The organism is Paenibacillus sp. FSL K6-1558, assembly GCF_038002565.1.
In the GTDB taxonomy this organism is placed as follows: domain Bacteria; phylum Bacillota; class Bacilli; order Paenibacillales; family Paenibacillaceae; genus Paenibacillus; species Paenibacillus polysaccharolyticus.
On sequence record NZ_JBBOCV010000001.1, the window covers coordinates 3,047,844 to 3,073,777 of the forward strand.

18 protein-coding genes are annotated in these 25,934 nt (G+C 44.8%); all 18 read right to left on the minus strand.

What is annotated here, in order from left to right; translation table 11 throughout:
• Positions 1-129 precede the first annotated feature (129 nt).
• Complete coding sequence (locus MHI38_RS13195) at positions 130-3,108, minus strand: S-layer homology domain-containing protein (protein ID WP_261769484.1); 2,979 nt, start codon at positions 3,106-3,108, stop codon at positions 130-132.
• Positions 3,109-3,693: 585 nt separating this feature from the next.
• Complete coding sequence (locus tag MHI38_RS13200) at positions 3,694-4,035, minus strand: hypothetical protein (protein ID WP_090922908.1); 342 nt, start codon at positions 4,033-4,035, stop codon at positions 3,694-3,696.
• A 205-nt stretch (positions 4,036-4,240) separates the two neighbouring features.
• On the minus strand, positions 4,241-8,146 hold the full coding sequence (locus tag MHI38_RS13205) for an S-layer homology domain-containing protein (RefSeq protein WP_341181297.1): 3,906 nt from the start codon (positions 8,144-8,146) through the stop codon (positions 4,241-4,243).
• A 167-nt stretch (positions 8,147-8,313) separates the two neighbouring features.
• Positions 8,314-9,441 carry a glycosyltransferase family 4 protein gene (locus tag MHI38_RS13210; RefSeq protein ID WP_090922903.1) on the minus strand — a complete coding sequence of 376 codons (1,128 nt, stop codon included), beginning with the start codon at positions 9,439-9,441 and terminating at the stop codon, positions 8,314-8,316.
• 428 nt (positions 9,442-9,869) lie between these two features.
• The gene (locus MHI38_RS13215; RefSeq protein ID WP_154891313.1) at positions 9,870-10,628 is read right to left on the minus strand and encodes a WecB/TagA/CpsF family glycosyltransferase; all 759 of its coding nucleotides are present in this window, start codon (positions 10,626-10,628) and stop codon (positions 9,870-9,872) included.
• Between the two features lie 7 nt (positions 10,629-10,635).
• On the minus strand, positions 10,636-11,793 hold the full coding sequence (gene csaB / locus MHI38_RS13220) for a polysaccharide pyruvyl transferase CsaB (RefSeq protein WP_154891314.1): 1,158 nt from the start codon (positions 11,791-11,793) through the stop codon (positions 10,636-10,638).
• Positions 11,769-13,790, minus strand: coding sequence for a DUF5693 family protein (locus tag MHI38_RS13225; protein WP_154891315.1), 2,022 nt, complete (start codon positions 13,788-13,790; stop codon positions 11,769-11,771). Before MHI38_RS13225 ends, csaB begins: the two co-directional genes overlap by 25 nt.
• 191 nt (positions 13,791-13,981) lie before the next feature.
• Positions 13,982-15,703, minus strand: coding sequence for a phospho-sugar mutase (locus MHI38_RS13230; RefSeq protein ID WP_253499739.1), 1,722 nt, complete (start codon positions 15,701-15,703; stop codon positions 13,982-13,984).
• Between the two features lie 278 nt (positions 15,704-15,981).
• Complete coding sequence (gene fabZ, locus MHI38_RS13235) at positions 15,982-16,413, minus strand: 3-hydroxyacyl-ACP dehydratase FabZ (RefSeq protein ID WP_090922893.1); 432 nt, start codon at positions 16,411-16,413, stop codon at positions 15,982-15,984.
• A gap of 484 nt (positions 16,414-16,897) precedes the next feature.
• Positions 16,898-17,125, minus strand: a complete 228-nt coding sequence (locus MHI38_RS13240) for a DNA-directed RNA polymerase subunit beta (RefSeq protein WP_221791282.1) — start codon at positions 17,123-17,125, stop codon at positions 16,898-16,900.
• Positions 17,126-17,136: 11 nt separating this feature from the next.
• On the minus strand, positions 17,137-17,973 hold the full coding sequence (locus MHI38_RS13245) for a flagellar hook-basal body protein (protein ID WP_154891317.1): 837 nt from the start codon (positions 17,971-17,973) through the stop codon (positions 17,137-17,139).
• Positions 17,974-18,059: 86 nt separating this feature from the next.
• Positions 18,060-18,944, minus strand: coding sequence for a flagellar hook-basal body protein (locus MHI38_RS13250; protein ID WP_341181298.1), 885 nt, complete (start codon positions 18,942-18,944; stop codon positions 18,060-18,062).
• 103 nt (positions 18,945-19,047) lie between these two features.
• Positions 19,048-20,046, minus strand: a complete 999-nt coding sequence (locus MHI38_RS13255; RefSeq protein ID WP_090922887.1) for a rod shape-determining protein — start codon at positions 20,044-20,046, stop codon at positions 19,048-19,050.
• Between the two features lie 220 nt (positions 20,047-20,266).
• A complete protein-coding gene (spoIIID, locus tag MHI38_RS13260) occupies positions 20,267-20,554 on the minus strand; it encodes a sporulation transcriptional regulator SpoIIID (RefSeq protein ID WP_024632710.1) in 288 nt (95 codons plus the stop codon).
• Between the two features lie 170 nt (positions 20,555-20,724).
• Positions 20,725-21,462, minus strand: coding sequence for a M23 family metallopeptidase (locus MHI38_RS13265; protein WP_154891319.1), 738 nt, complete (start codon positions 21,460-21,462; stop codon positions 20,725-20,727).
• Between the two features lie 375 nt (positions 21,463-21,837).
• Positions 21,838-23,232, minus strand: coding sequence for a stage II sporulation protein D (spoIID, locus tag MHI38_RS13270; protein WP_341181299.1), 1,395 nt, complete (start codon positions 23,230-23,232; stop codon positions 21,838-21,840).
• Between the two features lie 469 nt (positions 23,233-23,701).
• Complete coding sequence (murA, locus tag MHI38_RS13275) at positions 23,702-25,048, minus strand: UDP-N-acetylglucosamine 1-carboxyvinyltransferase (RefSeq protein ID WP_090922882.1); 1,347 nt, start codon at positions 25,046-25,048, stop codon at positions 23,702-23,704.
• A gap of 521 nt (positions 25,049-25,569) precedes the next feature.
• Positions 25,570-25,827, minus strand: coding sequence for a DUF1146 family protein (locus MHI38_RS13280; protein ID WP_090922880.1), 258 nt, complete (start codon positions 25,825-25,827; stop codon positions 25,570-25,572).
• Between the last annotated feature and the right edge of the window lie 107 nt (positions 25,828-25,934).

Here is a 25,934-nt window from a genome sequence, read left to right on the forward strand (position 1 = left end):
ATGTTGCTTCTTGCTATATAGTATAAACGTTTGGGAAAGAGAGAAAGTTACGATGTTGTTGTGATTTCTCAAATAAACAACAATAAAAAAAAGACCCTTAGATTTCTCTAAGGGCCTTCTCTAGAAAGCTTACAGATTGAACTGTTTTTGTACGGAAACGTTGGAAGGATCTGCAGCGTTACCGGATTTGTCAGTTACGAATTTGTTAGTTGCATTTGTAGAGTTGAGGTACAATTCTACATAAGAACCAGCCAATTGTGAGTCACCAGCAGCTTCAAATGTAACTACTACTTGATTAGGGTTAGTACCAGCAGCAACTGCAGTAACAGTAGCTTCGGATCCACCAAGACGAGCCAAGAAGCCAGTAGTGTTGTTAGCAACATTCAGGTCTTCATTGAAAGTCAATGTAGCAGTGTATTGTTTTTTACCATTAGCTTGAACCGCACCTTCAACTACGCTGAAGTTGTTGTTTTCTGCCAATTTAGGAGCAATACCATCAGTCAAAGCTTTGTTTACATTACCAACTCTGATACCGTTAGGGCTTACAGATTGGATGTTTTCTACTGCAACAACTGTAACGAAGTTAGCTGTAGAAGCCGTAGCATTCAAAGATTGACCAGTAGTGATTTCGAAGTGAGCCAAAGTGTTACCATCTTTAGTCTCAACGCTGTTCAATTTCAAACCATAAGTTGCACCAGTAGCACTGATACCGAAGTCACTTGCACTTACGGAAGAAAGGTATCCGTCAAATTGAACATCGATTTTTTTGTCGGAAACAGCTTTAACTGATTCAACATCGATTTTTCTGGAATCTTTAGCTGCAACAGTTGTAGTAGCTACATTACCAGCAATATAGTTATCTTTTGTATCTGCAACATTAGCAATACGCAGGCTCAAAGTTTGACCAGCAGCCAAGTAACCATTTTCTTTAGCAGGCAAGGAAATGCGAACTTGTTGAGCATTCACTTGAGTTACCTCAGTGTTGTTAGGGAGCGGCAACAAAGATCCACCGTTGATGGAGTAGTTATATTTGTTTGGATCGATTGCACTACCGTTACCACTTACAGCCATTTCTTTGCTGAATGTAACGTAGATATCAAGATCTTTCAAAGATCCGTTACCAGTGCTCTCTTGAACGTACCAAGCATCGTTAACTTTTGGTTTAGCAATATCACTTACATCTACAGTAGTGGAGTATGGCAACATTGTGTTTGCAATTGCTGCGATATCACGGATACCGGAGATTTCCAAAGTGTATTTACCTTGTGCCAATTCACCAATTGTAGTGATTTGTACACGTTTGTTACCAGTACCATCTACGAATTTAGGAGCGTTAACTGGGTGACCAGCTGCTGTGAAGCCTCTAGTAGTAACCAATTCGCCTTTTTCGTTTTTCAAAGTGAAGTTAGCGTTAGCTGTTTTCAATACGTCAGAAGCTTCAACAGCTTTGCTGAATTCAACAGTGATTACATGGTTGTTGTTGTAAACTTCAGCAGTTACAGAAGCTACTTCTGGACGAGTAGTATCGATAACTGGAGTCACTTTAGTAGTACGTGTAGCAGAGTTGTTGCTGTAGTCTGTTACACCTTCCAAAGTGATTGTGTTTTCACCCAAGCTCAGCTTGTTGTCGTTTTCGAAGTTTACAGTTACTTTGTTATCTTCAACAGTAACAGTTCCTGTTTTACCAGAAGACGTGTGGTAAGCTTTGCTTACGGATTTAACGGACTCGTTAAATTCGATTTCTACTTTGTTGAGGTTTGTAGCTTTTGCACTAACAACTTCTGGAGCTGTAGTGTCTTCAACTACTTCGAACTCAACTTCTTTTTGCAGAAGTTTGTAACCTGCATAGTCTTCAACACCATTTACTGTCAATGTGTGTTTACCAACGCTCAGGTCAGTTGTGATAACTGCAACACTTGGATAAGTGAAGTTAACATATCCAGAGATTGCTTTACCGTCGATGCGGAAGTTAGAAGTTGTGTTTACAGAAGAAGCTTTAACTGGCTCAGAGAATACTACTTTGAATGCTTTAGTTCCGAGACCTTTAACTTCTGAAACTTCTGGCAAAGTAGTGTCAACTGGAGTCACTTGTACTGTCTCTTTGAACACTTTAGATTTGTCAGAGTTTTTAACATTGCTTACATTCAACTTGTAAGTTTTTTGGGAAGTCAATGTTTGCTCTGCTGGCAGCAACAAAGTTACTGTTTTCTTGTCGGAAGACAATGTAGCAGATTTGAATTTGAAACCATCGATAGTGTAGTTGGACTCAAGCTCAGCGCTATCAGCATCAACATCACCATCAAATGTTACAACAACTTGTTTCAGGTTGTTAGCAGTTGCACTAACTACTTTTTGAGCTGCTGTTACTACATAAGTAACTTTCTCAGTGAAAGATTTATCTTTGTAAGTGAATTTAACTTCAGTTTCTTTGTTAGCTTCAAGAGCTTTATCCAAAGTTACTTTAACGGATTCACCATCGCTGATTTTGAAAGTAACAACTTTACCAGCTTCGCTTACTTCATAAGAAGTAACTTTGATGCTTTGAGCTTGATCCACTGCATAAGCTGCACCTACCAGCAATTGGCGGGAAGCGTTAGCTGTGAAGTTCGCGTTAGCATCAACCAAGCCAGCGTTGATTGCTGCTTGAACGTCTTTTTTAGCCCATTCTGGAGCGTTGTTGTTCACTTCAGCTGGAACTTCCAGGTCAAGCGCACGAGTAAGGATTGTCGCCATTTCAGCGATTGTCACTTTACCGTTGAAGTCAAAGATTTTTTTAGTTGTGTCTTTACCTTGCATGATACCCGCAGCAGTTACCGCTTCGATGTAAGGTACAGCCCAGTTTTTAGCTGTGTAGTTTTTGTCTTTGTAAGACAATTGGCCAGTTACTTCTTTCAGACCAAGCAATTTAGTGATAACTTTTGCGAATTGACCGCGAGTCATCTCTTGATCCAATCCAGCTGTACCGTTAGGGAAGCCTTCGAAGATACCTTTTGCTTTCAATGCATCAAATTGTTGTTGCGGGGAAACTGCTGTATCACCGAATGCTACAGAAGCAAACATTGAGAATGCCATTGCTGTAGACAATGCTACGGATAAAATTTTCTTCATAACCTTTTTTTCTCCTCCTTGGGTGTTCATAACATTGGAATTTTCTTTAATAGGGTCGCTCGTGTTCCTCATTCTATTGTCGCACCCCCTTTCCAGAGTCATGAGCAAGTTAATATAAATGATGTCTGTGAGCATATCACAGAAACTTGTTACCTAGAATAATGATAGAATCGCACGTAAATAGAGTAGTTTCCTAATCCTACCTTACGTATTATACAATGGGTCTCTCGTGCCGTAAAGCAATTTTTTCTAATAAATAGACAAGATTCTTCACGAGGTCATTCTTGGTAAGTTCCCCAATGTTTTTGACTCTACATCTTAAACGCAGTAGATTTGGAAAAGTTGCGCTTTCTACAAAAAAAGTTTTGAATTTATTTATGTGTTGATGCAGCGCAGGTTTCTAGCATGTTCAAAACCAGTCACAGCGCCACTTTGCTGGTTTAATATCTGCGACATGAAGTTTTCAGAAATGAGACGGACGTTTATTTATACCCGCTGTTTATGACAATGAAGCGACAAATTCCACAATATTCAAAATAAAAAAAGAGAGCCCATTGGCCCTCTTTCATGTGTCAATTTTGTAAATTATCGAATTTTCATTGCTAAATCAATAATCTGTGCACGCATCTTTGGATCACTATTAAGTTTCAAATACATGTCATCAATCGCGATACGGTTCTCACGATACGTCTTCTCATGTTTCATTGTGGTATGAGACCATTCGATCAGTTCGTTTTCCGCTAGAACCAGATTATTATACGCATCATGGAAGCCGGTCGTCTGAACAAGCCCTTCCATCACTTCCTGAGAAATCTCCTGTGTCTTACGTGTATCTTCCAGTTTTTTCTCCAGAAAGACTGCTTGCTTCTCAAACTGTGTCTTTGCTTTCATGTAGCCCAGTTGGGCCTTAGAATAAATCGGTTTCATAAGCTAACTTCACCCTCTAGATCATTGTGTATTTACCGCTATTGTATCTTAATCTCTAGCAAATTACAAAAATAGTTATTGGTAAAAAACTGTTTCCTTCTATTATAAATGCATTCTATACAATCTTATATTTACCCATAAAAAGAACCTGCCCCTTCTTGTTAAAGGGACAGGTTCTTCCTAAAACATTTCCATATCGGATAAATTAGCTTAGCGTTTTAGGGAAAAGTTTGGTACCTTTCTTGAACAATTCTACAGCAATTTTACCTGCTTCAGCACGAGTCAGGTTACCTTTCGGATTGAAGAGGAATGATTTGGCATTGCCCTGCACGGGGCTACCTTCCATGATTTTCGCCTTGGATACAGCCTGCACCGAAGGACGAGCATAGTACTCAATCTGATTAGAATCCTGGAAGGATTTAGACAATGTCCCCGCGAGCTTACTATCATTCGCAGCAAGCTTCATGCTCATCGCTCGTGCGATCATTACTGCCGCTTGCTCACGTGTAATTGGATCTTCCACACCAAAGAATCCATCACTGAGTCCTGTAATGATCCCTGCTTTGGCTGCTGTCTCAATAGAAGCATAATCCCACGTATCACTTCTGGTTGTTGGCGAAACGTCTGAGAAGGTCTGTATATTCGAATACTTCAATGGAATATCCAAACCTTTGACCAACAGGGTAGCAAACTCCCCACGTGTCGTCTGATCATCTGCACCGAATGCATTAAAGCGCAAATTGTTCATGATGCCTTTGGAATACAGAGCATTTAAAATATTTCTTGCCCACGGGTGGTTCGTAATATCCGGGTAGCTCTTACTTTGCTTCATTACTTTGTAATAACCAAACTCGTCGAAAGAAACGGTAACGGTATGTTTCTTGGTATCCACAGCTCCACCAATCGGTTCCCACTGTCCGATGTTGCTCTTATCGGAGTAACGGAATACGCTAATGGTCGAACCTACTTCATCTACAATTGAAGGATCGTAAGCAAGAGTCAATGTACCTCGGTTAGAGGGTACCAATATCCGTTCTGTCGGGAATTGTGTAAAACTTCCTTCTAGAGAGTATGGTGTTACCCCATTTGTTCCTGGCTTATATCCGCTTGTCCCTTTATCTCCAAGTTCACCAATTCCACCGTTAATCCAGTACGTATCGGATACTGGGACAAAGTTGCTTGTCGTCAGGTTGGAGTTAAACATCTCTGTCAAAATCGTCGGAACTGTGATTGGTGACAAACCTCCCGTACTGCGTGGATCTGCCTGTCCAATATTAAAGCCGTAATCATTTTTTCGTTCCAGTACGCCGTCCTTCGGATCAGCAATACCAAACAGAATTTTATTGTCCGGGTAGAACTTGATTACACCACTGCTTGATTTGGAAGCGGATTGCAGAATGGTTCCTTTCGGGAACGACAATTCCAGCTTCTTATTAAATGCAGAATACTTGTTAGCCACTTTCGGAGCCATATACTGTGCATCTACTCCAACGGTGCTTGTATAGAACACGTTAACCGTATCGTTAATCTTGCCGCCTTCTCGCGTAATCTGGATTTTGATCGCATTGTTTTTATCCGGAGACAATCCTACATAATCCAGGACAAAACGGTTATCCATATCCGGACGTTTAACAGCCGCTTCCTTACCAATCAATACCTGCGTTGCACCTTCAGCTTCAATATCAAAATGTACATAGTTTTTGTTAACGACAATCTGTTGTCCTACTGTCGCTACAGGAGACAGGATACGATAAGAAGATGGTTCTCTTAAGATCTCCAACCGTTGTGTCGTTCTGGCTCCCGTGCTGTTGATCAGCTCTAATGTGTACACATGGCTACCTGGTGCATCAAAGATATAGTTCCGGATCCGAATCATGAATTCATCCTGATTCCCGGCAAAGTCAGCAATATGACCATCTTGAGTTGCCTTGTTTGGATCTCCTGTATCCGTTGCTGGAATCGGATAGCTATAGATCAGCTTGGAACCAGAGTACAGATTTGCAATAGTGGCACCGCCGCCCTTAAACACCAGGTCATATCTATCCTTACTCGTTACATACTTTCCATCACGAATAATGAAGTCCGGCGTTACTTTGAAGATATTGACCATCTCTTCAGGGGTGTATACACTAACATCTGCCTTGCTGAATTCCACACGACCATCCGTTGGAACAGGGACCGGCATGAATTTATCAATATTGGACACATTGCTGTCTGAAATGTAAATTCTGATTTTTTTCTCAATGACCTTAGTCTTACCTGCACCGTCTTTATCCGTGCCTGTAATGGTGATGGTATTCTCCCCATATACAAGTTCTCCCGTCCCCCCAATAGTCAACGGGAAGGAAAACTTACCGTTAGTGCCCGGGAAACCAGCAGGAGTTCTGGCTACACCATTCACAAATAGTTGACTTGTGAATGGAGGAGATACAAGTGTACTGAATCCAACGAACTCACCATTGACCGTTAAGGACTGGGTCGTTTTTGAATTGAATGTATAGTTCTGTCCATCATACAAGTTGGCTACGTAAATATAGCTTTTGGCAGCATACGATACGGTAACATCGTAATGTGGATCAGGATTTCCATAATAGAAACGAATTTTCTGCGTGCCATTGGCCACATTTTTTACCAAGTAGACCGCTTGATTATTTGAAAGACCGGTAGGCGCATTCGTTCCCGTTGGTGCTCCCTCAATCGTCAACTTGGTTGTTCCGGTTGGGAGGTATTCACCTTTTACGATTTCGCCTGCAATAGCTTGGCTAGACTCCACCATAATATAAAAATCTGCTGTAGCAATCTGTGCATTGTCCAGTGGTACTTTATTGCTTACTGCACCACCACTATAATCTGGAAGATAGTACATATTGGTAATAGCTTTAACACCTGGAGCATAAGTAAACTTCCCTTGATATCCAGAGCTAAATGTTCCATGCCCTACAACGGCGTTAACCGTTTGATTCTTCAAAATTTCAGCTGGTGTTGTAGTTGATGTTTGTAACGGATACGCATTATCGGTTGTGAATGTAACGATTCGGTATTCAGGCGTTGACCCATCCGGACCAGGAATAATGGTTTCCGTTGCGTTGCTGAACGTCATCGTTGTTCCATTGACTGTGAATGATCCTGAATCCTTAAATGAGCTATTGCTTGCGATATAAGGAAGCACCATCTGAACTTCAAGCTTGGCTTCGGTAGCTGCATTCGAGAATGTCGGGATATTGTTCAGTAGCGATTTCGTATCTGTAGTTCCACCGCTCGTTAATGAAACGTTGAGCGTAGAGAATGGCTGATCCTTGTCGTAGTAATAAACTGCACGTTCGGTAAGGATAGAATCCGAACCGTTGGCAATTCTAAATTTCAGATTATTCAAACCAGCAGTCAGTTTTAACTGTGGCGTGAAAAATGTTCCGTTTTGAAGCAAAGACGAATCGAGTTCTTCTCCGCCATTCAATGAAACAGTTACTTTAATTGCATTTTGCACTTTACCTTGAACAGACACAAACTGTGTATTGACGACTGTCTGCGCACCTTCATTCAAACCATAGGATGTATTGGAACCTGTACTTGGGTCCGTAAAGATTTTAAAATCCTGGATAAATGGAACCTGATCATACAGTACATAAAACGTATCTGAACGTTCTACTGATCCTTGAGTTCCTGTGAAGGTAATCCGGTTAAAACCCGGAAACAAGGTGATGTTGTTTGCCGTAAAGTTGTTATTACCGCTCGTACTCGCAGTTACTGCAGTGGTATTGGAACGGGTAGCATCAGGCTCCCATTTCGTTTTGTTGCTCGGTGCACTAACCGAGTTAAGCTGTTCGACTTTGACACGCATCGTATCTTTGGATACAAAAGCGTATGCACCTGTTATTGTAATTGTCCCCTGAGTCGTCTGATAAGCTCGATCCCGAGTCAAAAATCTAGCATTTGCTGAGTCTTCAATGTTCAAATCCGCCGTTTGACTAATGGCGGTATTATCTGGTGTAAAGTAGGTAGTCAGTGCGTTGGCAGCCGAAGCAACGGACCCACCGAATAGACCTTGTGGGAACAACGAGAGCACCATGGTGACCAACATGATCCAAATCAACGGCCGTTTCTTTTGTTGCATTACGTATCATCTCTCCTCTTTTTAAGTCAGTTACCAGTATTTATCGGCAAAAAGGTTCCAATTATTTAGTAAAAATCTCAAAAAAAACAAAAAACCTTATCCCAATCGGGATAAGGCACGGGTCTAATATTAGAATATTGAACGATAGCAGGAAACGAAATAATTTTTTAGGATTTCGAACGGGTCTGTGGATTAAGCTTCACGCGCATACGCATCAGGAAGTTAATCACTGGTTTTCTCGTTTTACTTACAAGTCCAATGACTTCTGCCCCAACTTGCAGGAAGAACATCATGATACAGATCACAACAAAGGTTACCCAGTTGGCTTCAAACATTGCAGCCGAAGACTGGATAATAGCCAGCACACCGAAGAACGCGGCAATACCATAGATAATCAGTACGGTCTGACGATGGCTGAATCCAAGTTCACGCAAGCAATGATGCAGGTGACCTTTATCCGGTGAGAAGATCGGTTTCCGTTGCACCGCGCGGCGAATAATTGCGAACAATGTATCCGAGAGCGGTACACCGATAATAATCAGCGGTGTAATAAAGGACACGACTGCAATCTGTTTAAATCCGAGCATCGAAAGCATCGCCAGGGAGAAACCAAGGAATAGTGAACCGGTATCTCCCATGAATATTTTCGCTGGGTGGAAGTTAAAGAACAAGAACCCGATAATGCTACCGAGCAATACCAGACACATCAGAGCAATCATCGTATTACCCATCAGGAAAGACATCACTGCAATGGTTCCAATAGCAATACCCGATACACCGGCTGCCAGACCATCCAGTCCGTCGATCAGATTAATCGCGTTGGTTACACCAACAATCCACAGAATCGTCAGCGGAATGGACACCCACGTTTCAAGTGAAGAATACGCATCCTGAAACGGAATGTTCACGAAGTCTACGCGGATGTTAAATCCAAATACAACGACGGAAGCAGCCACGATCTGTCCAAGCAGTTTCACTTTGGCAGACAATTCAAAACGGTCATCAAGTGCACCAATCAACACAATGATGGAGCCCCCAACCAGAAATGCACTGACAAAACTCATATCGCGAGTTGTAAACCAGGCAGAGACAAACGGAAGCAGGGCAGCCACCGTAATAATAAATGCCAGAAAAATACCCAATCCACCGAGACGCGGCATAATACGTGTATGCACTTTACGCGCATTTGGTGTATCCATTGCACCGATGCGGACTGCGAACTTTTTAACAAGTGGTGTAAGAGCTAAAGCAAGTCCCATTGACACCAGAAATCCAATGATAAAGATCGCTACCATTTGAACATTCGACCCCCAATTATAATACCTTCAGAAAAATTATAAATCCCCTGTTCTCTTTTTCTATATATAAAGAAACATTGTTTTTCACTTTGCATGAAAATTTATTGTTGATTCTGAGGCAACAGTTACACGGTACGAAGAGTGCAAGGGAAAACCTGTAGAAGCGAAGCGTTCGCTTTTATCACCGAATTTCATCCTTGAACAAGGATAAATAGAAATTTGGGGATAAGGGCGATCGAAGGTTCTCTTGCAATCGTAGTAATGAAGTGTAACAGCTCCTTTAGCGGGAGTGCCTAATGCAATCAAAGAATGTTTTCATTCGAGTGACACACGTATGTGCCGGAATGAATTATACGCTGATCATTTCTGAAAAGCTATCCTCAATTTCTAGCAAAAACAAGCATTTATCTCGTAATTACCTGTTTTTAACGGACTTTTGTCACGTTTTCTTTGTCCCGCATCACTTTCAATGCGAATTTCGGGAGCGCAAGCATCCGTCCAGCCCGGCTAGGTTCACGAAGCAGACGATAGAACCATTCCAGTCTTAACTTTTGGAACAGTTTAGGTGCCCGTTTGCTTTTGCCAGAGATCACATCAAAGCTACCGCCAACCCCCATCATGACAGGAACTTGCAACGCATGCTTATGCTTGTGAATCCAGGGTTCTTGGGTATCCGCACCGCGAGCGACAAATAACAGATCAGGTGCAGCCTGCTGTATCGCAGCTATAACCTGCTCATCCTCAGCCGAACCGAAGAAACCGTCGCGATAACCGACAATACGAATAGCCGGATACTGCTGTTGTAACCGAACTGCCGTTTCTTGAATCACTTCAGGAGTCGAACCAAGCAAATACACGCCCCACCGATAGTTTTCTCCAACCCGCAACAATTCATGTAAAAGTTCAAAGCCGGGCACTCGTTCTGCTACAGGATCCCCGCAGTAGCCTGCAGCCCATACTACGCCGGTTCCGTCCGGAACAATCATCTCCGCATCCTTCATCACCTTCATAATTGCGGGATTTTCTAGCGCAGCCATAACCATAATTGGATTGGCAGTGATAACCTGATGCGGCTGTTTCGACAACACGGCTTCTTCAAGCACCTGTACCGTTTCTTTCATCGTTAGTTTGGAAAAGGGGATACCATAGATGGAAACGGTAGGAATAGATCCGGTCTGACTCATTGTTATCTCATCCTTTGCGGCCTAAATAGGTAATAATTTGCTTGGCAGGCTCTACGGCTTCCTGCTTCAATGCAGTAATACGATCTTCATGTTGCTTCAACCATTGTGAACGATGTTCCAGCAATCCAGCAACCGTTTCTGCAAATTTATCCCCATCCAGTGAACTGGTATTGCCTGCAGGCTCACTTTCCAGTCGAAGCAGGAACTGATCGATTTTGGGATCATACGAGATACCAACAGGTGGGACATACTGTGAAGCTGCGTAGATTAAACTATGCAGACGCATGCCGATCATCAGATCACAGCGACTGACTTCCTCCAGCATTTGTTGAGGATCAGTAAGATCGTCCGTAATACTAATTTCACTACCTTTGCTTGTCACATCATCAATCATTTCCATAATGAAACGGGATGCCTGCACATCATCGGGCAGATGAAACGGCATAAAGCGCAGATGGACAGCCTTTTTCGTAGCCAGCTTCTTCAATCCAGCCGCAATAGCCGTCAATTCCTTACGATCCGATTCCCAGAACCGAACAGACACTCCGATCACCGGTAGTTTGGCATGAGTTGGTGGTTCCCCAGCAGTGGAAGGGTCAACTTCATCCCGGACTGGTGATGCTGTCTCCGGTAAAGGTAAACCCATCACTGGGTCAGGCACGACATGAATCTGATTCCACTTCAGTCCAAGACGACGCAGATAGTCTGCGGATTGCTCGTCTCGAACCGATACATAGGTACAGGATTTAAATACCGATTTGATCATCGGGTTAAAGATTTTACGGTGAACAGGGCCAATACCCTGCGCATAGATAAATGTAGGTTTTTTCAACCACTGAGCCAGCTTGATCACACCCAAATAATAAGGAATGGACTTCAATCCAGTTGCATCCTGCAGCAGACTTCCGCCGCCACTGATAAGTCCGTCACTTTCCTTCAGTGCCTCACGAACTTCCTTCAGCTTCATGCGATGTACAGCACGAACGCCATACATCGAGGTTGTCCACTCCGGATTAATGGAGAGCACAATCGGTTCAATGGTAACATTGGACCGCTGGCTCTCTTCTTGGAGGGCAGTTAGAATGGATTTCAGTACAGCTTCATCTCCGCTGTTGTTAAATCCATAGTATCCTGAAATGACTAACTTTTTAGAAGTGGTGACCATTTTTTCCAACATCCTTCCGCGACTTGCCACACACCCACAGCAATGATACCAAAGATCAAGCCAAGGCCGAGTCCCATCACCCCACGAATCAGTGACAGTACAGCTGGTGTATGAATATGCGCAAACGTATCAACCATAGACAATTGACCCATCGTGGCGATGATTAGCGCAAAAATCACTTTACGGTATTTTAAAGCGGCGAACACGCCAACGATAAACAGCGGGTGTCCCAGTACAAATTCTTTGAATCTAGGCCGCACGCCAAACGTATCTTCCAGCGTGGTACGCAGGAACATCTCAAATGGTGTAACGGAACCAGCGTTACCTGTACGGCTCAAATAATAATATCCAACAGCAGCAGCAACAAGCGCCAGTACAACCATCAAAATGTTGATCGGCATACGAAGCATGTCTTTCACTTGTTTCACAGAGATTGAACCGGAACCACGATAGAATATAATATAGATCGCAACCAGACCAATCGGAGCGAAGTGCAACAAGCTGACTCCACGGAACTGGTTAATAACCAGGCTGTACGTAATGCTATTCAATAATGCGATCACAAACGGTACAGCTACGAACGAAATGATCGATGTTCTTACATATAAAACAAGGGTCTGTGCCAAACGACGACCCGCAGTGGCATCCGGTTGACGCAGTTGTGTTGCATTCACTGTACGAACCGCCAGTACCATTGCAATGGTTGGTGCGGAAATGGCCGCCAGCAAAGCGATTCCTTGCTCCAGCAATGTAGGTTTCAACAGGAACAGACCCGCGCTTCCTACTAGTCCAAGCAGGAACACTGCAATGGTGAATACAGGTGCAAAATATGAAACCATCAGTGTGATCAAAGCAATTGCTCCGATAAGAGCGATCAGCTTCGCATACCGTTGAATAGACGAATCTTTCACAGTAAATGCTTCAGCTTGTCCGAGCTCAAAGCCGTGTTTGGCCATACGTTCAACGGCATGTCCTGGCTCACCCAAACTTTTGATCAGATTTTCGATCGGGTCGGTGATCTCAGCTTTGGCCGTATTCCGGCTCGGTGAAGCGTTCATATAAATCATGCGAATATTACGGTCTTTGGTTGCCAGTACAAAACGGTCGGCAATGGTATCTTCCTTCAGATTCGCATCGGAATCGCTTAGTGAGTAGAGACGAGTGACGTTGTAATCAATTTTGTAAGCCAGCGTCTGGAATCCTGCCTGTGGCTTCTTCAGATTTTCAATCGCCGCCAGACCAATATGATGTTTGTTCAGGAGCTGGGCAAACTGATCCAGACTTTTCATCTCTGCATTATCATTGTACCCTTTCACTGCATCCCCATCAAACAGGATACGTGTTACGCCATTCGCTTCAAAGAAGGTTAGCAAACGTTCCATGGATTGTTGGTTGTAAGGTACCGTGTCGGAGATACGGGGTAAAATATGAAAACCTTTATCACGCAGCATTTTCACCGCAACCGGGTCAGGCTGCATTGGCTGCATGTTGGCATTCTCCGGAGGTGTCTGCAATATTAAGCCGCTGCGACCTTCATACTCCCAAGGTTGGACCGGGATCTGACGCTCAGCGAACGTTTGTTCAATAATAGGGGTGTAGGTCTTTGCATTCTCTTCAGATGTGAACAATACATAGGTATAGTTCGCATTGGAAGAAATCACTTCTTTGGTCATATTCGCAAGATCCTGACCGGAGTAAACCATCAAGCGGCGTGTTTTTTTGAGTTCGTCCAGCGTACTCTCAAACACAGCCATCGTTGTCACACCAGCGTCTTTCAGACGTGTCATTTGTTGATCAATGAAATCTTGCGGGTGAGCCTGATACGCGGAAATATCCAAGAGTCCTCGGTAGTTGAAGACCAGTTCTACTTTGTTCGTAGAAGATTCTGTCTGCACCCGATCACGGATGACCGGTATGGATGCCACCAAGCCAATAATAACGATGAGCCACAACCACTTCCGGGAAGCGTTATTCCAATAAAGCCATTTTTGACGCACTACGTGTACCTCCTCAGTTGTTGGAACCAAATGCCCGTTCTGCTCTTATAATTCTTACGTTCAGCATGTGTTAACACACTCTCTAATATGCCAGCACACGATCCATTTTATTTCAAAGAAAAACCCCTCCGCCAACCAACCTTACGGTGCGGAGAGGCCTTCTGCATCTTTTTCCTACAGTACCATTTGTTTTATTGCGCGTCTACACGCGACATAACTTCCGAAACCAGACGTTCGATCTGGCTCTCTGCATCTTGCAAGCTCTCACCGCGCACAGCGAAGTACACTTTGATCTTCGGCTCTGTACCGGAAGGACGCAGGCAGAACCATGATCCGTCTGCCAAAATAAATTTCAGCACGTTTTCCTTCGGCAGGCCGTCCAGACCCAGAGAGTAGTCCAGCACATCCTGCACAGCGATGCCCGCAACTTCCTTCGGTGGATTAGAACGCCAGTCAGTCATTTTCGCCTGAATCTGTGCGACTCCGTCTTTGCCTTTCAGCGTGCGGGACTCCAGTTTTTCGAGGAAGAATCCAAACTGGTTGTACAGCTCCTGCAACACATCGTAGAGTGTTTTACCTTGACTCTTATAGTAAGCAGCCGCTTCGGCAATCAACATCGAGGCAAGGACAGCATCCTTGTCACGGGCATAGTTGCCGGAGAGGTAGCCATAACTCTCTTCATATCCGAAGAGGAAGGTGTGACTTCCGGTTGCTTCGAACTGGTTCATTTTTTCACCGATATATTTAAAGCCTGTCAGGGTGTTCATCACTTCTGCACCGTAATGCTGAGCGATAACTGCACCCATCTCACTCGTTACAATCGTTTTGATTACTGCACCGTTGCTTGGCAGAGCGCCTGTCTCTTGGAGACGACTGAGCAGATAATGTACCATGATGGCACCTGATTGGTTACCGGACAAGACGAAATATTTGCCATCCTTGTCTTTTACGACAGCACCCATACGGTCTGCATCCGGATCTGTACCGATCAGAATGTCTGCGCCTACGGATTCGCCCAGCTTCATTGCCAGTGTGAACGCTTCGCGCTCTTCCGGGTTAGGGGACTTCACTGTGGAAAATTCAGCATCCGGCTGCTCTTGTTCAGCGACAATATACAACTGTTCGAATCCGATCTGCTCCAGTACGCGGCGAACCGGAAGATTGCCTGTACCGTGTAACGGTGTATATACGATTTTGAAATCACGGCCGATGCCGGATTGAATCAGCTCACGGCTTAGACTGCGGCTTGCCACGGTGTCTACGAATGCCTGATCGTCTTCTTCACCAAGCCAAACCAGCAAACCTTGTGCTTCGGCTTCTTCGCGTGTCATTTTTTTCACATCTGCAAGAGAAGGCACCTCTTGAATGTATTGAATGACTTGCTCTGCTTCATGCGGCACCAATTGTCCGCCTTCATGGTTGTACACTTTGTATCCGTTGTATTCTGGCGGGTTATGGCTTGCTGTTACAACGATACCACCTGTAGCTTGCAGGTGACGCACACTGAAAGACAACTGTGGTGTAGAACGCAGGGAAGGATACAGCTTAGCTACGATACCATTAGCCGCCAGTACCAGCGCCGCATCCAGCGAGAATTCAGGTGAGAAGTGACGGGAGTCATGTGCGATGACAACCGAAGGTTTGCCTTCCTTGTCCCCATGCTGCTCCAGCAAATAACGGGCAAAGCCTTGAGTAGCACGACCGACTGTATATTTGTTCATCCGGTTGCTACCGGCACCAATAACACCGCGCAATCCACCTGTACCAAACTCCAGATTTCTGTAAAAACGCTCCTCCAGCTCTTTGGGTTGATCCTTCAGATCACGAAGCTCCTGTTTCGTTGCTTCATCAATAGAAGCATCCTCCAACCATTGTTGTAACGTCTCGGCTGCTGCTGCGCTTAACTGTTCCATATCCAATAAGCCCCTTCCGTCTATATAAAAATTCTATTTATGCACGTAGCTGTTCAGCGTAGTCATAAGTTGGACTAAAGATATTTACACGTCCACTCCAATGACAGAGCAACCTTCCAATCGCTGTTATCCCCAGATTTTTTGTATTCCCTTTTCTAAAAGGCAAAAATCCGGTGATAAAGGCGAACGCTTCGCTTTTTCAGGTTTTCTCTGTCCTCTCCGTTTAAGTGTAAAGAATTAGTACAACTTATTTGCATGATATATACATGCCTATGTAATCAGCTTGGGTCTGACAGTGCAAACATGATTTCGCCTTCAGCGACAATTTTGTCATCCACGCGGGCAGTAGCTTGACCTTTACCAATCGAGCCTTTAAGACGTGTAATTTCCACTTCCAGAATCAACGTATCCCCAGGCACCACTTGGCCACGGAACCGGAAATTGTCGAGTCCTGCCAAGAAACCAATTTTGCCTTTGTTTGCTTCTAAATTCAGCATAGCTGCCGCGCCAACCTGAGCCAACGCTTCTGTGATCAATACGCCTGGCATTACTGGATACTCAGGGAAATGTCCAATGAAGAACGGTTCATTAATCGTTACGTTTTTTAAACCGACAGCACGTTTGCCATCCTCCATCTCTAAAATTCTGTCCACCAACAGAAACGGCGGGCGATGTGGGATAATGGATTGAATTTGTTTGATATCTAACACAATTTAATCTCCTCTCGGGGTGTTTATACGAAGGCTCTCCATCATGCAAATAATGCCGGCGCAATAGCGTCGTTTCGGAAAGAGATCGTTCTATGACCGCCATTGTCCCTGAATTTTTTTGATCCCATTATTAATGGGTAAAATTCTGGGACAAACGCGAACGCTTTGCTTCTTTTGAACAATTCTCTTCCCTCCACTTACTGTAGTGCGGAAAACATTAAACGAGCATGATCAAGTCGATCCTCATATAAAATGAGTTTCATTTTTAATGTTGTATGAAATGTTGTTTTAGGGTTAACACTAGTAATATCCTTCATGACTGCAGTAGTGAAGGTTGAGATAAGGGGTCTCTCTTCGCGATGACAAGCAATGTCTTTCGCAGGGGAGGCCTCTTCTGACGTTAAACGTCATCCATCATTATACTGTTTTCAACACCAAAAAGAAAACTCCTGCCTGCGCAGGAGTTTTCGCTGAACTCGTTATCTTATGGAGCAAACACCAGATCATAAACATGTTTCCAGGTACTCCATTGCCATACGGAACCGATATCCTGTTTGCCCAGTACCACATACCCAGCGACCATTCCGCCAGCGAGGGCAAGAACAAGCAAAATCGGAATCAGAAACCATCTTGCGATGCGCCACCAACTCTTCTTTTTCTTCTTGACTTCCTTCTGCTCCGGCTTGCTGTTCTGCTGCTGTGTTTCTGTCATCCCATTCACCTTTATGCTCTCATATTATTGGCAAGACCCGCCATGGAATCACTAGACGTGAGCGCCCGTGCCGCCAGTTGATAAGTCCGCTGACCTTGCATGAGCAACGCCATCTCCTGTGTCATATCTACGTTGGATTGCTCAAGGAAACCAGTGCGGATCGATGCCTGAGGTACACGTGTTGCTGCATTAGCCCCGAATACGTCATTCTCGGTTAACCCAGCACCCAATCCAAAGAGGTTGTCCGCTAATTGCACAAGTCCTTCAGGACGCTCAATATCCACCATCTGTAGCTGTCCCCTGATTACGGCGTTGCCGTTGCCCTGACGCACGAGCAGATTACCTTTCTCATCAAAAGCAACTGTGCTGTCTTTCGGAGCAGTAACGGGCTCTCCCTGACGATTCAGAGCTAAATTCCCATCGCCATTGACAAGCACCATCAGGTCAGGATCGTTCGGATTCGCTTTTGGACGCATATCGGGCACAAAGTGGAATGCACCTTGACGTGTCCATACTTTCTGACCATCTGCCTGAACAGCAAACATCGCATTGCCCTCAATAGCTAGGTCTGTCGGGTTACCTGTCTCCTGCATGCTACCTTGGGACATATCTCTGGTGAGATTGACCAGACGTGCTCCAAAACCAAGGTTATACCCCATCGGTGTCGAACGCCCATCCTGCTTATACTTGTCATCTTGTTGCTGTATACGAGTCAGTACATCTTCAAAGTTTGCCTGTTTACTTTTATAGCCTGCCGTATTCACGTTGGCAATATTATCGGAAATGACATCCAGCCGTTGCTGAATCGCAGTCATCGACACCTTGGCACTAATCATGGAATTATTCATGCGGTGATTTTACCTCCCCTGCTTTGCTCCGCAAAGGGCTTATCGCCCATCACTACGCGGTAATATGGTTACAATTACAATTGGCGTTAGACACGACCAACTTCGTTAACAGCCTTTTCCAAACTGCGGTCATAGAACTGAACGACCTTCTGGTTCGCTTCGTAGGCACGAAATGCCGCATTCATGTCAACGGTAGCCTGAGAGGCGTCTACATTCGACCCTTCCAGATAACCTTGATGAATCTGCACAATATCAGTAGCATTCATCGTCCGAGCCGTTGCACCATTATCTTCATTCAGACTAAAATTACCGTCACCTTGACGAACAAGCTGATTCGGCTGGTCAATAATACTGATTCCAAGCGTAACGCCTGTTGGAACACCTGTAACCGCATTAACAAAGCGGCCTTGCTCATCCACTTTAAATTGATCCACAGGACCTGTCAATACAACCGGTTGCCCATTACTGTCCAGCACCTGAGAACCGGTAGAGCTGAGAAGTTGCCCTGTTCCATTAACATCCAGATGACCATCACGTGTATAACGCGTGTTTCCCTGTGCATCTCGAACGGTAAAGTATGCTTGCGGCTGGTACGTGACCGTTCCATCTGCTCGTACAAACTTGCCGGAAGCATCAAACCGAATGGGTTGATTGGTCTGCGGATCATTCACACTCAAATTCGATGAGATTGCAAAATCACTTTTACGTTTCGTTTCCATAAGAGCGCCTTGAACATTCATGGATAAGCTTTCCTCAGCGAATACGCCCGAGTTGAGTTTGCCCAGCCGCTTTGTTGGAAGATTGGCATCCCCGCCCGTTAAAGTAATGAGCATTTCCGGGAAGGAGCGGTTTACGCTATTCACCTGTTTGTATCCCGTTGTGTTCATATTTACAATATTCTGTGTAGCAGTGTCGTGGCGGCGTTGCTCTGTAATCATTCCCGCAGCAGCGGTGTACAGACCTCTTAACATGAATGAACCCCTCTCCTTAAACGCTTGTCCCTGCAACGCAGGTAGCTGTTTGTCCGTTCTGTTCACCTTTTCGGTGAACCTACCTGCTTTTTATATCGGCAAACTAGAATTTTTTCTTAACTACTTGATCCAAATTATTCAGCATAATGCCTGTTCCTTTTACAACGCAGTGCATCGGATCCTCTGCAACCCATACCGGAACATGCAATTCATTGGACAACAGTTCATCCAGTCCGTTCAGCAATGCACCTCCACCAGTCAAAACGACACCACGGTCAATAATGTCCGCAGACAGTTCAGGTGGTGTGCGCTCCAGTACCGACTTGGCCGCAACGATAATGGATTGCACGGAATCCCATAGCGCTTCCTGCACTTCACTACCTGACACAGTAACTGTAACCGGCAGACCGGTTACCATATCACGGCCGCGAACATCCATTTCAGCTTGAAGACCCGCAGGGTTAACGGTACCAATTGCGATTTTGATATCTTCGGCTGTACGTTCTCCGATCATGAGTTTGTATTTTGCTTTAATAAACTTGATAATCGCTTCGTCGAACTTGTCCCCCGCAACTTTAATAGAAGAGGCGGTGACTACGTCGCCCATAGACAGGACTGCAACGTCAGTCGTTCCGCCGCCGATATCCACGACCATATTGCCGCTCGGTTGGAAAATATCCATACCTGCCCCGATCGCAGCCGCTTTCGGCTCTTCTTCCAGAAATACTTCTTTGGCACCGCTGCGCTCCGCTGCTTCACGGATGGCCTTCTGCTCTACAGAAGTGATATTCGTTGGTGCACAAATCAAAATTCGCGGGTGGCTGTACCAGCTTCTTGCCCCTACACGACTAATGAAATGTCTAAGCATGGCTTCCGTAATTTCGAAGTCCGCAATAACGCCATCGCGCAGCGGTCTAATGGCAACAATGTTACCCGGCGTACGCCCCACCATACGACGCGCCTCTTCCCCGACAGCAAGGACCCGCTTCGTATCGCTTTCAATGGTCACGACGGAAGGTTCATTGAGAACAACTCCGCTTCCTTTCACGTGAATAAGCACGTTTGCCGTGCCAAGATCAATACCGATATCCTTGCTAAACATAAAAGAGCCCCCAAAGTGATATTATTTGGTCAGCGTATCCTGTGAAAAAGTGTCTCTTATCACGTCACCGCTCGTTCGACAAAGTGCAACATATATATGTAAAAATCGGGCTGATAAGATGTCATAATTCGATCCTGTACCAGCTTTTAACATATCATACTTCAGGGGAGGGATTCAATCCATGCTGTGAGCTTTTTGGCCTAGTTCTCAAAGAACTTGCTTATGATTTGGCGGAAGCCAGCACCTCACGTTTTTTTCCACTCGTTTTTTTGTACTTGATTTTGGTCGCTTCACCGCCCCGCAAATGACGGATCGACTTATGGTATTCCAAAATGTGTTTCACCTGGTCAGCAAGATCAGGGTTAATTTCCGGCAGACGCTCCGTCAGATCCTTATGCACAGTACTCTTTGACACGCCGAATTCTTTGGCAATGGTACGGACCGTATTTCTCGTCTCAACAATGCAGCGACCAATTTTGATGGTCCGTTCCTTGATGTAATCGTGCACGCTCCCGCCTCCCTACTGTGTGGATAGTTTGGTACATTATATGAGGAGCATGCCTATATATTCGCGGTTTAGAGGTGTGACAAGCTTCGAAGGTCCCATTATTTTCTGAAAAGCATAAAAAAGCAGAGGTTATTCACCCCTGCCCATCATGTTAGTGCGGTAAAAATCATTTATTTTTCCGGAAGATATCCTTGCGGGTTTACAGGCTGACCATCTTCATAAACTTCAAAGTGAAGGTGATTCCCCAGGTTTTTTCCAAGCTCACTCACACCAGCAGATGCAATCGCATCTCCTTGCTTCACTTCATCGTCCTGTTTTACTTTGACGTCCGCAAGGCTTTGGTATACAGTTTTCAGGTTATCGCTGTGAGTAATCTCCACCACTTGACCTGTAAGCGGATTTTGCTCAACACGTGTAACTTTACCGCTGAGTGCTGCTTTGACTTCAAATGATTTGTTATCACCGCGTGCCAGATCGACACCCGTATTCGGAATAAATGTGTCATTGTACTGCACCATCGCTGCTTCATGCTCTTCACTTGAAGCCTCGTTGTCATAGAATGGTTTCACAACCGAGATCTCGGAAGGAGATCCTACTGGCCAAACAAAATTTTCCGACTTTGCAACAACTTCCACACTTTCCTGATCCCCACCTGTAGCGGCTCCCTCGTTGCTCGCTGCGCCTGTTTCTACTGATTCTTTAGGAGAGTCCGGGTTCAGCGCTTTGCCGCCTGTTCCCTGATAGACCCACACTAGAGTTAGTATAATGCCTGCTGCTGCGATGTAGACTGCCGGGAAAACCCAACGTTTGGACATTGCTTTTCTCCATGAAGAGGGCTGAGCTGCCGGTACTCCTTGAGTTGTTTTAGGAGTTTCTTCTTGGATTGATTTTTTGTTGTTTTCATTCATCTTGATCACCTCAGTAACAAGTGTTACCGGGTGCAACTCTTTTATACACGCGCGACTCTAAAAATTTTCACGCAGCTTTCAAAGAATGCTATATATGTTTGAGATCAGTGTTCATCCGTGCACCGCTTCGGGGCCAGAAAACCTTTCGACCGCAGGTTACTACCAGATTTCTTCTATCTCCTTTTTCAAAGGTGAAATCCGGTAGTAAAGGCAAGTTTATGCTTCCGATGCAGCTTTTTTTTCAAAAAGCTTTCCGCTTCACTTCTACAGGTCTTTTCTGTCCCCTGAGCTCTCCGTATGCTCTCACTTTACTCATATATAGCCAAATCTTAAAAGCTCCGGAACGGGAGGTTGGTAGAGAACCACTCACTATACTCACTTCCCCTGCTTTGAGGCTAGCATCTTGGATGCCTGTCCGAAAGAGATTCCCGTATAATAATGTTTCAGAATCTCGGTAGCCGTGTGCCCCTCCTGCGCCATACCATTTGCTCCCCATTGACTCATACCCACTCCATGGCCATAACCATACGTTGTAATCTGCACTTCATCGCCTGTTGTTCTCCAGTTGAACTGACTGGATCTGAGTCCGAGACGTTTGCGGACTTCCGGCCCACTGAACGTTTCACCTGCAATCTGCATTTCTTTAATACGATGCCCCTTGGTCGTAGATAACACTTTGATCCAGGAACCGTTCTTATCTGCTGACACCGGAATTGCATCCAGGTTCATCTTCTGCAAAATTTCACTGCGCTTCATCGTAATTGTTTCTTCAAAACCTGGTGCAAGCTGTTTATCCCAGGGGCTAGCTACACTTTTCAAATAGGGAACAACATTGCCCCACACATCCTCTGCATTTTCCGTATATCCATTGCTGGTTGAGAAAAAGGATGCTGTGATCGCACGACCCTGATACGTCATAACTGCGTCACGACTTTCACGAACGGCCTGCTGAAGTTTTTCCCATTCCTTCGCTTTACCTAACCTTGTCCAATCCGCCTTGACCTGATCGGGTGGAATGAAGACCTGATGACTAATCGTATCCGTGACATCTGCTGTACCTGAAGGTACGCCACTTGTATCATTTGCAGCAAGTCTTCTCACGATAAATGTGCGAGCAGCTATCGCTTGTGCTTTTAACGCTTCTAACTCAAATTCAGCTGGCATCTCAGCAGCAACTACTCCCGTCACATATGTCTCAAGTGGTAATTCCAACGTTGTCCCGGTAGCAGACAAGTAAACACGCACCTTCGGCTCAGGATAGCTTACAGGCACAGCGGGTACAGGATTAGGAGACTGTAGACCGGTACCAGCGTTCAAACCTGTAGAAGCAGGCGTAGATTTCACCTGTTCTCCTGCTCGCGGCCACACCAGGATGACCGGAATGCATATCGCCAGAACAAGCAGTGCTGATACCGCTACTGCGGGCTGCCAACGCCCTGGGTGGCGTCCCCAGCGGTGACGGTGACCGAATGCACGCATACGACGACGTTTGACCTTACGAAACGCATCCAACTCAATAAGCGGGATATTTATATGCTCTGTAGCTTCCTGTTTCAGTTCCTCCGTAGACAATCCCCCACGTTTAGCATGTGCCGTTTCTTGCTTGCTCCCCATTACGATTTGCACCTTCGCTATCTGTAACGGGGTACCTCTCTTCTTCTCAGGATTCAACCTGTCTTTCTCTGCATCCTGAATTAAATTCTCCTCTGATCCCTGCATTCCGGGCCGCGGGGCAAGAGGTACTTTTAGTTGTACACGAGCTTCTTTCATCCGTGATACCCCTCCGTTGTCGATGACCAGGTCATGGCTGGTTTTTCTCAAATCCATAGTTTAAGATATGAGTTCACTCGATCTGATAGAACCGGATTTAAGAGAAACGCGAACCGTTGCTATTTAATGAGCACCTTTTCCTTTGTATGAGTAGATACCTGAAAGCATTGCTACTACGCGGTTTACACAGTGCATCCCGATCAATGGGTATGGAATACCCGCTCTTTCATATGGTCAAAATAGATATAAGCCTAGATGTTATGTTATACAAAGTTAGGATCAGGTATTAATAGAATCAGGTCCTTAACAGACCATCCTCATATATCGTTTGAACTTGTAAAAAGAACAAAAAAAGCCAAGCCCGGAGGCTCAGCTTCATCAAACGGATACGATACGTTTGATCTTGTTCCTGTATTCTCCACAGTAGGGTAGCTATACAGAAATAACGCTATGTGATATAAACGAGGGTTTACACCCAAGTTGGTTGTACTTTAAACATAGGAACTTCTTCCTCAACCTTTTCGCTAGGCGCCTTAACTGCATCCAGCTTAGGCTCTTCCACCGAAATTCGGTAGATATCTGCCCCGAGGCCATTTAACTTTTCTGCCAAATGTACATAACCACGGTCGATGTGATGTACACCACCTACCTCAGTTGTGCCTTCAGCGACCAAGCCAGCAATGATCAGAGCAGCCCCTGCACGCAGGTCTGTAGCTGTCACTTTAGCACCTTTCAGCTTAGCATTGCCTGTAATGATGGAGGATCTTCCTTCAACTTTGATTTCTGCGTTCATCAGTTGGAACTCATCAACATGCATAAAGCGGTTCTCAAAAACCGTTTCAGTCACAACACTCGTTCCTTCGGATGCCAGCAACAAAGCCATCATTTGGGATTGCATATCTGTCGGGAATCCTGGGTATGGTAACGTTTTGACATCCACTGCTTTGAGTGGACGGTCTGCAATAACACGTACGCCATTCTCGTCAGGCTGTACTGTTACACCCATTTCTTCAAGTTTAGCAATAACGGAACCCAAGTGATCAGAGATCGCACCTTCAACGTATACGTCACCACCAGAGATTGCTGCGGCAGCCATATACGTTCCTGCTTCAATACGATCTGGAATTACCGTATGCTTAACACCAGACAGTTTCTCAACGCCTTCGATACGAATAACGCCCGTACCGGCTCCGCGAACCTTTGCACCCATCCCGTTCAGGAAGTTAGCCAGATCGACAATCTCAGGTTCTTTCGCCGCATTCTCCAGAACCGTAACACCTTCGGCCAAAGTTGCAGCCATCATAATATTTTGAGTGGCACCTACAGAAGCCACATCCAGATAAATTTTCGCTCCGCGCAACCGTCCTTGGCTACGTGCTTCGATATAACCTTGGCCCAAGCTAATCTCGGCTCCCATGGCTTCAAACCCTTTGAGATGCTGATCAATCGGTCGTGTACCGATGGCACATCCCCCAGGCAATGAGATTCTTGTTTTACCCAAACGCGTCAGCAAAGGCCCCATGACCAGAAAAGACGCCCGCATTTTACTAACCCATTCATACGGGGCTTCACAGGAAGTAAGGTTCTCCGCATTTACGGTAATCACTTCGTCCCGGTATGTAACTCCCGCTCCTAGCGATTCCAACACTTTGTTAATCGTCATCACATCGTCTAGAGGAGGTGCGTCAATAATAACGCTTTGTCCTTCTTCCCCTAAGAGAGAGGCAGCGATGATCGGAAGAACAGAATTTTTAGCGCCGCTAACTTTGACACTTCCGGTCAACCTTTTGCCACCGCGGACGATAAATTTGCTCATCATGGTTCCCTCCGCGCTTTTATTCCCTTTTCCTCATTCCGGAATACGTAAGCCCCACTGTGATAGAAAGGACTGTTGCTGTGTGTGGAATTTCGACATATTCTGGCATGTAAGCACAGATGTCTGATCAGAAAAGAATTGGTTTGTATAATTCATATCGATGATACCATGTGTACTGTACATCCTGCTTTATGGCTTGAAAACTCATTAAAAAGGCCATCTTAGCATCAGAACAGACCAATTGGGATGGTTTTTAGCCGGTAACTACCGGATATCCCCTTTATAACCTACATAATTAGTGAAAAATTGTGAATTCCCTAACTTCCATCATAACATTGTTGAATTGTTCGATACAAGCATTTTTTACATAAACAATTCAAATTTGGTCAGTTAAACGTTCACATTTCTTTCTTATATTTTGGCCGACAGCTCATACTCTAATTGTTAACACAATTAATCGATGTTATTCGACAATGAGCCGCTTGAAGAACCTAACAGATGATTAACCAACCATCTCAACATTAAAACAAATTTCTTAACATTTGAGTCCAGGACAAATAATCAATAACAAAGCCAGCAACGGCATGCCCTAGAATAATGGCCAGCAACAAATGTAACAGTCTCCCCTGAGGACCTTTCGGCTGTCTGATCACTAAATCCAATTTCAGATTTTGCAATGACCACCATGTAATCGCTATACATATAAGAGAAACGACAATTGAGATCAGGCTGTTTGTGCTCAATGTCTGGTTCACCTGATTCGCCAGATCATTACCCATATCTTCTTACCTCCACCTTGATTGTTGCAGCGATCGGCATATCATATGCCTAACCCCCATAACTTGTTAGTACACAGGAATGAGCGAAAACCAGAAAAACATCTCTG